Below are 13,642 nucleotides of genomic sequence, written 5' to 3' on the forward strand. Positions count from 1 at the left end.
ACGTGAAAATCGTGGTATTCTTAGCCATGAGAGATTCCTCCTCGTAAATGTTGGTGTGGTAACTTACATTTTACATGGAATCTCTCTTTTTTATTGCATTTTATTGGTAAAACTTAGTTAATCAACAGGCGTGATAATAAATATATTTCTTGCATAGACTTAATTTTATAAGGCATTTCAAATTTAAGAAATATATAGTTGGATTGTAACATAATTATAGTGCAAAGCAAATGTAGCTGAATAAGTACTAGGGTAAGGCGATTTAAGTAGAAATGTATTAAAAACAGAGTGAGTGTAAGAAGTCAAAGACTTTTACATTCACTCTGTTTTAGTGATACAGCATGTTATTAATGACCCGACACCGCATAAATTACATAATCTTTCCATTTAAGCTTTTTAAAAGCACGCCATTGTTTTTTCTCTAATGTCATTGGCATCGTACGGAAAGTGCGCGCAAGTGGTTCACGCGTTGCGCTATTTAATAAAGGTGCACCATCGTCAATTAAACTTGTAAATACCGTTTTATTTTTGTGTTCAAACGCTATATCAATTGGTTCTAGACGCACTTTACCATCATAGTCAATATAGTAAATGTTATCTACAGCGTAAGGCTCCGCAAACTCATCTTCCTCATCGCGCTCGATTGTTTCGACAATCCAGTCGCTCGGTACACGGTTAGCATCTGTTGCTTCATCTGTAACGATAGCGACATTGCCATCTGCAGCAAATGGTGCTTCTTCAATCGTTTGATCAGGTGTGATTGCAATTTCATAGTAGGCTTCTTTTTTCTTCATAGGATGTAGCACGTTAAAGTTTGCTGTCCATAAATTTGTGAAGTCAGCAGGTAATAATAACTTTTGTGCCACAACACCTGTTAAAAGATGGTCAGGTGCTTCGATTTCCATTTTTTTGCGATGTTTATCAAGTGCCGCGCGTAACGCTTCTGATTGGTTCTCTTCTTCGACCTCATTGTTTTTAATCGCAAGTTCAACAAAATCATTGCTTTCGATTTGGCGCCAATCTTTTTCTGTAACATACGTGCGTAAGTTGCGCTCGTCACTAAAGATAGTAAATGTTACATAGCCGCCAGACTCTGTAATATCAGCGACAACGCCATCAACCGGGCTACTTACACTTTGGCGTGCTTGCAGTTCGTTGATTTGCGCATCGACAATCGAAATTTGGCGATTAGCTTGTGCAATATTGCCTTCGATAATAGCTTTTGCTGTTGCTGGCGATTCGGATTGGGCTAGGTCAAGTTGCACATTGACGTTTAAATCTTTTTCTTTTTGTTGTGTTTTAATGCTGCTTTCAGGCTTGCGCGAGCTACGTAAGTCACGTTCGATTGTGGCTAAAGCAGATTGTAAATCACTTAGTTCACGCTGGTAAGCGCTGCGCTCTTTTTCTAAACGAGCACGCACATCATCTACTTCGCTACCTTGATAGATCGCTAGCTCTTGGCTTGACGTTACAACGTCACCGAGTTGGACTTCGATGGATTGTAGCTCGTCTGCTTTTGCTGTCACGAGTTCAGTTGTCGTTGGCGTCACAATTGCAGGTCGCTCGATGCGAGCATCATACTCACTAGCATTTGCGCGCTTAAATTCATCGACGAAGTATGTGCGTGTAACTGCACTGTTTTTTTCGAACGTAGCGTAAATGCTAGCAGCTACTAAAATAAAACCAATGGTAATGCTAGCAAACTGCCACGGTTTATCTTGAATAAATGTACGTAAACGAGACATCATACAAGCCCCCTTACAATCCATTGTTGTAGCGGCATACTACTTAGTAAACCGATAATAATCGCAAGTACGACATGGATGGCAATAATTTTAGCGAGTAAGCCTTTATGTGCCGACGCTTCCATCCAACGCTTAAGAAATGCGTACTGTACAATAATCGCTAACACCGAAAATACGGATAGCTGATTAACTGTAAACAAAATGATTGGTTCGGACGTCACTTTTGCGATCAGTGGTGCTAATGAAAAGAAATTTAAATTTGTTGTAAAACCAACCGCATAAAAGACAGCGAGTAAAATCGCTTTTTCGACCATAAAAATCGCAACGACAAACAATTGTACATGGCGTACCCAAGGCTTAGGAAGCTCTGTGAAAGTAGCTAGTACAAAGGCGATTAAATAATAATGGAAGACAAAAAATAAAATAGCCCAGATTATCGCTAGGACAAATGAAATGACGCGAGCTACAAAATAAGCGCTCGTCTCATTTGTGGCAAATAAGTACGATAGTCCGGCTGTGCCCATCCCCCATAAATTTTGCAGAGCAAAAATAAGTAACGTGAAAAATAGCACGATGCCTACACGAAGTTTGTACCCGCGAATTTCGGCTTCTTTTGCTAAGGCATTTGTTAGGGTAGAGGGGTGAAATAAGCTCTTAAAAAATGCGTAATCATAAAACATGCACAGCTTCCTCTCTTTATCTCATTACAAACAGTATGATGTTCATTATACAATTACTTGCACTATAACGATACCAAAATCATTAGCTACTACGTAAATTACTTGCCTTCCTTATGACAACCTAAACATTTTCCTAAAAAAATGACACCTTTGACCGATATAAAGCATATACTTATATAGAAGTAAACTACATAAAAGCTAAATTTGAAAGGATGAGGTTATTGAATAAGAAATTACAAGCGAGTGTATTAGCAGGTGTGTTACTTGTGCCTGCGATACTTACACCTATTGCAGAGGCAGCGCCTGCTGTACAACCTTCAGCTTCACTTCCTACACAAGCAACGATGTCTACGGATCCGGTGGTGTTAAAACAGCAACTCATTACACTCGTCCACGGGTTAACGGAGCTCTCACCACGCGAGCAAATTACTTTAGCCCAAAGTTATATTACAGCAAATGAGCTAGATACTTTAGGTTTTACGTCGCAGGAACTTACCATCATTAAAGCAAAAGTTACATATATTAATGATTATTTTAATTATCGAGACGAAATTCAAAAGCTCGGTCAAAAAATTGCACCTTTATTATTTACGCACAGTTCATTAGTAGAGGCGTATGAAACAAGTGAAGTACAGCAAGATTATAAAGATATTGATAGCAAAATGTCATCGACTAACACAACTTATAAAGCTATCATTGACCAAGCAACTCCTGCTCTTATCGATAAATTTGTGGGACAAGCTTTGCAGTATGGTAATAGCAAGATTAATCAAAAGAAATTTTTTGTTGACCAAGGCGCTAATATTCCTCACCTTGAGCGTGTAGGGGTAGTAGTAGCAGAAATTGAGCCTACAATCACATTATTAAAAGAATTTCATCAAACGCAAGCGATTAAAACAGCGGATGAATTAGCGACTAAAATTCGTAAAGCGTACAATGACAGTTCACCTGAAGGACAAAGTGCCATTGCAGCATTTACGATGCCTGGCGAGTCTAAGCCTGTATTTGCGACACTTGTCCAAACGGAACAAATTGCTGATGAAGTAGGTAAACTGCAAGCGTTACTAGATGAGCTTGCTAATAAAGACTATAAAACAACCGCCGATTATTTACGTGCCATTAAAGAAGCAGATACAGCTTACTACCGTTTAACAGCAGAAGGCCAAGCTTTAATAAATAAAGCTACGCTCGATGCTTTTATCAATGAAGGTACATTTATTGAAGGAGTAACAAAACTGCGTCCTTCTAATAGCCCTGCCTACCGTACAAAGCTAAAAGAACTAGCGGAGTTAGCGACGCAATTTACAGCTAATAACGAAAGTGAAGTAAATAAAGTAACAGCGATACTCGAAGCCCAACAAAATGTCGTTGAGGAAGTCGAAGAAGTAGAAAGGGCAATTAGCGCTATTACTACGATTGATAAAGCAAAAGAAGCGCGCGAACAGTACGATAAACTGGATAAAGATGCGCAACGCCTCGTTAATAATAGCAAAGATTTAACAACATGGGAGCGTCAAATTAAAGCGTTAGAAAAGCTCGATGACCAACTTGAAGCGTTACATCCCGCTGACAAGTCCTTTGCAACTAAAACACTAAGTGCAAAAAAATCGCTTGATAAATATACAAAGGCCGAGCGTGGCTTGCTAACGTATGCCAAGCGTCTAGAAACATTCGTACCACTTGCCGAATTAGAGCAAGCTGTCAAAAAGCTAAAACCAACGCATTATGATTACGCTAATGAACTGCAAAAATTACGCGCGATGCATACCGCTTTAAAAAATACGATTCAAGAGCCCAATTTACAGGTAGCTACGGCAAAACGTATTACGCAATTAGACAATCAAATTAGCGTAATGGAAGATGAGAAAAAAGTGGCGGCTGATGTCGTAAAATTAATTGACGCGTTAGATACATTGGTCAAAGGTGATAAAGCTACCTATATAAATACGATGGTAGAAGCACGTGCTAAATTTAATGATTTACCGACGAATGCACGTAAAGCTGTCACAAATAGTAAAGATTTAACTGCACATGAAAAAGACTATAAAGCTGTCCTTCGTGTCATTGACATGATCGATAACATCGATGAAGGTGCAAAAAATTTCACAAGCAAAGTAAATAGCGCTAAAAAAGCGTATGATAAGTTGCCAAGCATGCAACAAGCGTATGTTACCAACTATCCATTTATTGAAGAAGCGCTACAATATAGCGATTTAATTGAGCAATTAAATAAATTACGCCCTACTGCCAAAACGTACCGTGCCGATGTATTAGCGTTACGCACGGCATATAATGCACTCCAAAGTAGTCAGCAACAAAAGATCTTTAACTACGGAAATTTACTAGAAGCTGAAAACTTTATTAAAGAAGCAGATGCTTTAGATGAACAAATTATGGCGTTAGCGGCAACGCCACCAGAAAAAATGATCGAGGAAGTCGCAAAGCTAGGAACAGCTTATAAAGCAATGGATAGCGGTGTTAAACGCCTCGTGCAAAACGCTAAAATATTGACAGATTTTGAACGTGAAAATAAAGCGGTTATTAAAGTCGTACAACTCATTCAAAACTTAGATCCAGGGTACCGCGATTATGCCAAGCGTGTGGCGGCTGCCCGCAAAGCGTATGATAAATTAACGCCGATTGCTAAGGCACGCGTAACGAATTATAAAGACTTAGAAAGCGTAGAGCCTGTTGCTTATCTCATTGGCGATATTGCAGCGTTACGCCCAACATCAAAAACATTTGCTAAAGACGTAGCAACCTTGCGCAGCACGTACGAAGCGTTAAGCGAGCGCGAAAAAGCACTCATTACTAATATTAAAGTGCTTGTAGAGGCTGAGGAGCAACTCGGTGAAGTAGGGGAGGTCGTCGCGCTTATTGAGACTGCAATTGAAGACGTTAAGCATGAAGCATATATGCAAAGTTTAACGGATGCACGCATTGCCTTTGACCGTTTAACACCTCAACAAAAGCGTTTAGTAAGTAATCAAAAAGAGTTAATGAATCATGAGAAGGCGGTTAAACCTGTGTTAACGACGATGGTATTAATCGACCGTATCGATCCAGAAATGACGAACTTCGTTAAAGATACACTGGCAGCTCGAGCGGCTTACGGTAAACTAGACCGCAATCAGCGTCCACTCGTAACTAACTATGAGAGATTAGCATACTATGAGCCAGTCGCTGAAGTAACAGGTTTGATTGATAAAATTAAACCGACGAGTAAGTCCTACCATGATGATGTCGAAAAAGCCCGTGAAATTTATAATTCACTCGATGAAGAACGCCAAGCGCTCGTACCTAATTTACCTAACTTATTAGAGGCTGAAAAAAACATTGCAGGAGCAGCGGATATTGATGAGTTCATCGCATCTTTACCAAATGCACCAGCAGAAGACTTCTTAAAAAATGTGCAACAAGCGCGTAATATTTACAATGGCTTAACTGCTGAACGTAAGCGTGCTGTGAAAAATTATCCTTTATTACAGCAACAAGAAAAAATTGCTAAGCCCGTACAAGACGTTGTCAACAAGATTGACGGTATTTTTACCGCGCGTGATATGGCTAAGCAATATCAAATTGTGATGAAAGCTTACGATAAACTCGACGCTACACAACGTAAATATGTGTACAATGCTAAAGTCTTTTTAACGTTAACAGACGTTATTAAGGTGCATGACAAAATTGAAGCATTAAAGCCATCAGATCCAAATTATTTTGGTCTCGTACAATTGGTGCGTAAAGAGTATAATCAACTGAGCAGTGCAGATAAGCAGCGTGTATCTAACTACGATAAGCTACTAGAAGCTGAGGCACAGCGAGCAACGCTTGATAAAGTAATGGAAACCATTGCGCGTATTTCGCCAACATCTGCTGATTACTTCACGATGGTAGATGATGCACAAGCAGCTTATGTATCATTACCAGCAGCGCTACGTAAACATGTTATTAACTATGACAAGCTAGATAAAGCTAATAAAGATGTTACGGCAGCCCGCAAAGTAATTAATGCCATTGCGACGATTGACGAACAATCATTGAACTTTGAAAAACAAGTAATAGCAGCACAAAAAGCATTTGATGCGTTAACGTCAGATCAACGACGTTTAATTCACAATGCCTTTATGCTAGAAGATTATAGTAAACAAATTTAAGAAAAAGGCTATCTGACAGACGTTTAGCCAGATAGCCATTTTTCGTAAGGGGGATGAAATGAGCAAAACACGTTACCATGTCCAATTTATTAGTTTTGCGGCACTATTTTTACTCGTTTTTAGCTACCCGACTGTAGCTAAAGCGCAAATTTATGAAGATGTACCGCGCGAATACTGGGCGTATGATGCCATTAATCGATTAGTGAGTGAAGGATATTTAGAAAGAGGCAGTACACACTTTGAACCTGAAGCCTTCGCTACACGACAAGAGGCGAGTGAAGTAATCGCTACATTAATGGACGAGGAACAAGAAGCGCCGCCGCTTGCCTTTACAGATGTCGAAGAGGACGCACCGTATTACGAAGCAGTAAAACAGCTAGTTGCGATAGGTGCTCTACAAAATACGGAGCACTTTAATGGTGATAAGTTTTTGCGTCGTAGCCATGTGGCTAAAATGGTAGCAATTGCGGCAAATATGGAATATGAAACAGCGCATGCTTTAACGTATAAAGACGTGACGAAGAAAACATGGTCGTATAACTATGTCGGAGCTGTAGCAGCTGCAGATATTATGAATGGCGTTACCATTTATGAGTTTAGACCAGAGAGCTATGTCACACGCGCCCAACTCGCTGTAATTATGGAACGTGCGATTCAATATAAAGAACATACTAACTATAGTTTGATTTATGACTACTTAAATAAAACAAACATAGATACAGTGTCAAATTACCGACTTTGGTCTGTAGAGATAGCTCGTTTAACAAACGAATATCGAGCGCAATACAATTTACCCCCTTTACGTTACGATCGTTCATTAGAGCAAATAGCAGTTATTAAAGCTAAAGATATGACAAAAAATAATTATTTTGAACATAAGTCTGCTACGTATGGCCAACCTTGGGATATGGCTACAATTTTTGACTATAAATTTATAGGGTACGGCGAAAATATTGCGCGTTATTTTAAAACACCACAACATACCATACTAGGATGGATTAATTCACCCGGGCACCGCCGTAATATGTTGAACCCTAATTATACCCATATTGGTGTAGCGATAGAAAAGGATAAAGAGAGTAATTATTACTGGGTACAGCATTTCTCTAGCAAGTAATTAGTAAATCATCTTAAAAACAGTCACAAAGCTGTATTACAATGTTACAACAGTGTTACAAACGGGTATAGATAATGTATGCTGAAAAGATAAAAAGCGCCACAAACGTTGATTTAATAACGTTTGTGGCGCTTTTTGTATGCGTTACACAATTGAAAAGTAAAAAGGGGTTTATTTATGATAGTCTATATACAGGTCAAAAACAGACCGCATAACATTAAAAATTATTCATATTCGATTATATAACAGTTTACAAGTTGAGAGGGGAACATTAACAAGATGAAGAAAAAGTGGTTATTACCAGTATTCGCAGCATTCATGCTATTTACAACAGCACCAGGTGAAAACAATACAGCAGAGGCTGCATCACCAACGGAATTAATTCAAAAAGCTAATCAATACCAAGGTATTCCTTACCGTTGGGGCGGTACAACAACAGCAGGTTTTGACTGCTCAGGCTTCACACAACGTGTTTACTCTGATATCGGTGTAAACATCGGCCGTACAACATGGGATCAATACGCTCGTGGTACAAGTGTTTCAAAAAGCAACCTTAAAACAGGTGATTTAATCTTCTTTAATACAGCAGGTCCAGGTAGCTTAAGCCACGTAGGTATTTATGTAGGTAATGGCAAAATGATTCACTCTGGTACAAGCACAGGTGTTGGTTATGCTAGCATTAACGACCCATACTACTGGGGTAGCCGTTATGCAGGTGCAAAACGCATGACAAATCTAGAAGAAGTTAAAGAAGTAGCAATTGATACAGCTAAATACGCAACACGCGGTGAAGTAGCTCATCAGATTGCAACAGCTTTAGGTTTAGATACTTCAGATAAAATTGTAGATGGCACACAAATTAAAGACGTAAAACCTACACATGAGTACGCTGGTGCTATCGAAGCAACGCGTAAAGCAGGTATCTTTACGGGGGATGCTGATGGTAAATTCAATCCTTCATCATTAATTACACGCGCACAAGTAGCAAAAGTATTAACCATTGCATTTGGTTTACAAGGTGAGGGAGAGCCAGTAGCTTTTGGTGATGTTACTACTGATCACTGGGCATACCAATACGTTAACGCATTAGCAATTAACGGTATTACAACAGGTAAAGGCGATGGCACATTTGGCTTAAATGATTCTTTAACGAAAGAGCAATTAAAAACATTTATTGAGCGCGCAGCTAAATAAAATAGTAATGTGTGATTTTAATAATGAAAGGGAGTTGCTCATATGCAATACTCCCTTTTTATGTTTAAAGCAAGTAGAGGAGTGTTTAATTAGTAAAAGATATTAAAAGTATATTGGATTAGTTGCCGAGGCTTATGGATATTCTAAGGAACAGTTATGGAAGGAGGACGTCATTGTGTGGCGTACTAAACTAAGTTACTTTTTGGTATTTTTATTGACAATAACTACAGTTTTAGCATTACCAAATAATGTGTTAGCAAACAATCAGTTTGAAGATATTACAGTTAATCAAGAGGGTTATGATGAGGTAAATTATTTATTAGAGAAAGGTGTTATTTCAGGATATACGATTGACGGCAAGCAGTACTACAAGCCACAAAATACAGTAACTCGAGCTCAAGTAGCTAAGATGGTAGTTATTGCGAGTGGTAATACACCATTAAGTGGTAAGCGCCCTAGCTATGAAGATGTTAAACCAGGTGATTCACTAGGCGGCTATATTGAAAAAGCTCGTCAGTTAGGTATCTTCCCTGTATCTAAAGATAATAAATTTTATCCTAATGAATACTTAACACGTGAAGAAATGAGTTATGTGCTGACAAAAGCCTTTAACTTAGATGAAAAAAGATATAAAGGTTTAGATACGATTTTCGATGATGTTGATAAAAACCATCCTTATGCTACTACGATTAATACTATTTATTATAGTGGCTTAGCTGTAACGTCTAGCACATTTAATCCTAAAAACACGTTAACTCGTTCACAATTTGCGTTATTTGTAGCACGTGCAAGCGATGAGAAATTCCGCTTGAAATTACCTGTAGAAGGTGAAACTAACATTCCAGAAAAGCCTAATACAGCAGATGTAATCGCTATTGTTAGATCTACAACAAATGGTTTGAACATTCGTCAAGAGCCTAAAATTGAAAATAATAATATTATTGGAAAAGTGAATGCAGGAGGCAACTTGGCAGTATATGATATTCAAGGTGACTGGCTAAAAGTTACTTATAACGGTGTGTTTGCCTATATTAGTAGCCAGTATGCAGAATATATTGATGCAAAGACAAGACAGCCGCTAACAAATGTTACAAAAAAAGTGAAAGCTAATCAAGATTTAAATTTATATTATGGCGCAACTTCATCTAGTAAAAAAATTACGCAAGTAGGTGTAGTACCAGCGGGTACTGAGCTTGAGGTATATACGAGTGAGGGAGGCTATTACCAAGTTAAATACAAAAATATTCCAGGTTATATCGTAGGGGAAAGCACAACAGATTTAACGCCTACACCGCCACCTGTAATAGAGGAAAAACCAAAACCGACTCCACCAACAACAGCACCTTCAGGCCCAACGGCTACAGTAGGTCGTGTAACAGTGGACTATGTTAACGTACGTGCACAAGCAAACAATCAATCTAAACAACTTGGTCAATTACGTCTTGGTCAACGCGTAGCAGTTAATCAAATCTCAGGTTACTGGGCAAATATTAACTTCAATGGTCAATCAGCTTGGGTGTATAAATCATACTTAAAGCTATTAAATCAAAACGGCTTACCATTACAAAACCGCATTATCGTTATTGACCCAGGTCACGGTGGTAAAGATCCAGGCGCTGTATCAAACGGCTATAACGAAAAATCAATCGTTTTAAAAGTAGGTAATCTTGTAGGACAAAAACTTCGTACAGCAGGTGCTGATGTGCGTCAAACGCGTACGACAGATAAGTTTTTAGAGCTTCAAGAAATCGTAGACTTTACAAACCGTAACGAAGCGGAAATTTTCGTAAGTATCCATGTTAACTCATTCGGTAGTTCGACAGCACATGGTACAGAAACGTATTACAGCATTACAGCTGGCGATATGTATAAAGAAGATCAAGATTTAGCTACATTTATTAATTCACAAATTGTTAAAAATGCCAATATGTATAACCGTGGTGTTAAAACTGCACCATATTACGTAACGCGCAATGTGATTATTCCAGCAGTATTAGTAGAGCTTGGCTTTATTTCAAACGACACAGACCGTGCGAAATTAGTTTCTGATAAATATGTAGAAATTTATGCAGAATCTATTTACCAAGGTATCGTACAGTACTACTCAAAACAATAAGTAAGCAAAGAAGCAATCGCTGACAGCAGCGATTGCTTCTTTTTATTTAGCCTGGTTATATAAAGTACGGTTAACAAATTGTGAGAAGTTTTGACGATTCATAGGCTGTTCAGGGCGGAATGAACTATCTTGGTACCCTGTCGTAATATCAAGTGCAGCTAAGGTTTGAATTGCTTTGTAATGTTGGTGTGTGACAGGTACATCCGTAAAGTTACGTGTCGTTGGTCCAACGAGTTTAAAACCGTTTACTAATGCTTGTGCCATATCGCCGCGCGTCATTGGTGCATTACCATTAATGCGACCGTTTTGCGGAGATATGATACCATACTGTGCTGCAGTTGCTAACACATCATAACCGTATTGACCGCGCTGTAAATCACTAACATTTAAGTTAGCATTACTTGAAGGTGATACGCCAAGTGCGCGTAAAACCATTGTAGCAGCTTGTGTGCGAGTAATGGTTTTTGTTGGTGCAAATGTTGTGGCATTATAGCCTGTTACAACGCCTAAAGCATGTAAGTTTTTAATATCATAGTAGGCCCCTCCGCTTTGTGATACATCGCGGAACATTGGCACAGCGCTAAAGCGAGCATGTGTATTGCCACCCGCATAGTGGAATGTTTTTACTTCAGCCATCGTTTTAAATTTGAAGCCGACTGCTTTTTGGTCAAGGCGACCTTCTGTAAAGCTTGTACGTGCAGTATAAACCCCAGCAGGTAAGCCTTTGAGATAGATTTCAAATTTTTCATGGTGCTTGCTGACATCGCGCTTATCTGCGTTATTTGTTGTTGCATCTGCAGCGAGCCCTGGTAGGTAGCGCTGGTGGCTTGTGCCTACAACTTTACCGCTACTATTTAAAATTTCCACTTTTAGTGTACCACGGGCAGGTACGTTACCGTTGTTTTTAACGGTAGCTGTTGAGCGGTAAACGAAGCCACGCGGTGATACATAAGCTTGTAAACCGTCTGTATATAGCGATAAGTTATATTGACGCTTGTTGTTGCTTTGGTTTGGTGCTTTGACCCAGTTTAATGAAGCTTTCATAAAGGCTTTAGCATCTTCATTTCCTTTTTTATCGCTAAAAGCTAACCCTTTAGTGTGATCTTCCCAGTTGTCATCTGCCTCGACATGAATATAGTCCATAATTTTATAGCCAATTTGTACAACACGCCCTTTACCATATTGGATGGCATGCGCTGCACCATATGTATCAGCACTCATCGTTGCAGACTTGTCTGTAGCATCATATTTCGAGAAAAATAACACAGGTTGGATATTATTATTTTTGTTTTGCCAAGGTTTAATAATTTCTACCCAGTTGTAAGATGTATCTGTCATGGCTAGCTTACGACCTAGCTCAGCTTGTGCATTTGCGACGATAGGGTGGGTACTGTTACCCGCGGTTACCGTAGCGTTTTGTAATTTAACATCATCAATAAAACGAGATTGGAAAATTTCTGTTAAGTTATCCCATTCAAAAATCCAAGAGTCAGCGTGGAAAATGAGTGGCGATACATCAGGTTTTCCTGGTTGAGGGAAATGTGCACTTTCGTTACGAGCAGCTTGGAAAGCAAACACTGCGCCGCCCCCAGCACGAATATAAGCTTTTAATGATTCGCGTTGTTGGTGGTTCATCATAACGGTATACGGGAACACAACCGCATCAAATTTCGTCAAAGCATTAACATCGCTTAACATACTTTCCGAAACCTTTTCTACGTCATAGCCCATTTGTTTATACATATGGTAAGCTTTTAGCTCTTTGTCTAGTGTTGAGCTATAATCTACCTTTGGGTATACGGTTTGTACACGACCTGTGTTAGGGCTCGTGAAACTTCCGCTTGGGTGTGTGGTTTTAGCATACTTTTCGCTACTTTCCGAAAACATGACACCAATTTTCTGTGCGCTAGCGTGTGCGGTTGGTAAAAATGTTAACAATACGAGAAAAAACACGCTAAATGATAATTTTTTCATAATCTACCTCCTAAATGGAATTTTATCAAAAATAGGCGAGAATACGCCTACCTCAAGGAACGTGAAGGGCGTAGCCCAGTGAGTAGGTGGGAGATGAATCGCCTTCGGACAAGAGGTAGCTTACTTGCTATCTCGATTGTCCGACTGTTCGAGTGCCATCTGTAATAGATGAAAAATAGTTTGTGTACGAGTTCCAAAACCCTTTTTCTTTTTGTATGCGTCCACTCTATCTAAAAGAATTTTAGGAAATCGTAATACGACTGATTGTTTTTCCATGTTTTCACCTCCAAAATAATATAAAATGAATATCAAATATGATATAATATGTATATCATAACACACAGGGAGGTGAAAGTCATGTTGGTCAATAAAGCATATAAATTTCGTATCTATCCAAGCAAAGAACAAGAAATACGGATTGCTAAAACAATCGGTTGTTCTCGTTTTGTATTCAATCATTTCCTCGCAAAATGGAACGATACTTATAAGGCAACAGGAAAAGGTTTGACTTACAATTCGTGTTCTTCTCAATTACCCCAATTAAAGAAAGAATTAGTTTGGTTAAAAGAGGTGGACAGCATTGCGATTCAATCTTCACTCAAAAACCTCGCTGATGCTTATTCTCGCTTCTTTAAGAAGCAAAACGATGCACCTCGCTTCAA

9 protein-coding genes are annotated in these 13,642 nt (G+C 38.9%); 5 read left to right on the top strand and 4 right to left on the bottom strand.

What is annotated here, in order from left to right; translation table 11 throughout:
• Positions 1-347: 347 nt before the first annotated feature.
• Both DDE80_RS12360 and DDE80_RS12365 read right to left on the bottom strand, forming a co-directional pair.
• Complete coding sequence (locus DDE80_RS12360) at positions 348-1,745, bottom strand: efflux RND transporter periplasmic adaptor subunit (protein WP_108308130.1); 1,398 nt, start codon at positions 1,743-1,745, stop codon at positions 348-350.
• Entirely contained in the window at positions 1,745-2,425 is a 681-nt protein-coding gene (locus DDE80_RS12365) for a hypothetical protein (protein ID WP_108308131.1), read from the bottom strand. The genes DDE80_RS12360 and DDE80_RS12365 overlap by 1 nt, the downstream gene beginning before the upstream one ends.
• Before the next feature lie 221 nt (positions 2,426-2,646).
• Here DDE80_RS12365 and DDE80_RS12370 point away from each other — a divergent pair, with 221 nt between their 5' ends.
• The 4 genes from DDE80_RS12370 (at position 2,647) to DDE80_RS12385 (ending at position 11,006) form a co-directional block, all read left to right on the top strand.
• On the top strand, positions 2,647-6,579 hold the full coding sequence (locus DDE80_RS12370; RefSeq protein ID WP_108308133.1) for a coiled-coil domain-containing protein: 3,933 nt from the start codon (positions 2,647-2,649) through the stop codon (positions 6,577-6,579).
• A 58-nt stretch (positions 6,580-6,637) separates the two neighbouring features.
• A complete protein-coding gene (locus DDE80_RS12375) occupies positions 6,638-7,696 on the top strand; it encodes a CAP and S-layer homology domain-containing protein (protein ID WP_108308135.1) in 1,059 nt (352 codons plus the stop codon).
• A gap of 279 nt (positions 7,697-7,975) precedes the next feature.
• Positions 7,976-8,890: a C40 family peptidase gene (locus DDE80_RS12380; protein ID WP_108308137.1), complete on the top strand. Its 915-nt coding sequence runs from the start codon at positions 7,976-7,978 to the stop codon at positions 8,888-8,890.
• Between the two features lie 175 nt (positions 8,891-9,065).
• The gene (locus DDE80_RS12385) at positions 9,066-11,006 is read left to right on the top strand and encodes an N-acetylmuramoyl-L-alanine amidase (protein ID WP_235612335.1); all 1,941 of its coding nucleotides are present in this window, start codon (positions 9,066-9,068) and stop codon (positions 11,004-11,006) included.
• Positions 11,007-11,048: 42 nt separating this feature from the next.
• Here DDE80_RS12385 and DDE80_RS12390 read toward each other — a convergent pair whose 3' ends face one another.
• Both DDE80_RS12390 and DDE80_RS15325 read right to left on the bottom strand, forming a co-directional pair.
• Positions 11,049-12,980, bottom strand: coding sequence for an S-layer homology domain-containing protein (locus DDE80_RS12390; protein ID WP_108308138.1), 1,932 nt, complete (start codon positions 12,978-12,980; stop codon positions 11,049-11,051).
• A 120-nt stretch (positions 12,981-13,100) separates the two neighbouring features.
• Entirely contained in the window at positions 13,101-13,256 is a 156-nt protein-coding gene (locus DDE80_RS15325) for a hypothetical protein (RefSeq protein WP_201261537.1), read from the bottom strand.
• Positions 13,257-13,337: 81 nt separating this feature from the next.
• Here DDE80_RS15325 and DDE80_RS12395 point away from each other — a divergent pair.
• Positions 13,338-13,642: helix-turn-helix domain-containing protein (locus DDE80_RS12395; protein WP_153060904.1), on the top strand; the 305-nt coding region annotated here is incomplete at its 3' end.

This window comes from Metalysinibacillus jejuensis (assembly GCF_003057615.1).
In the GTDB taxonomy this organism is placed as follows: Bacteria; Bacillota; Bacilli; order Bacillales_A; family Planococcaceae; genus Metalysinibacillus; species Metalysinibacillus jejuensis.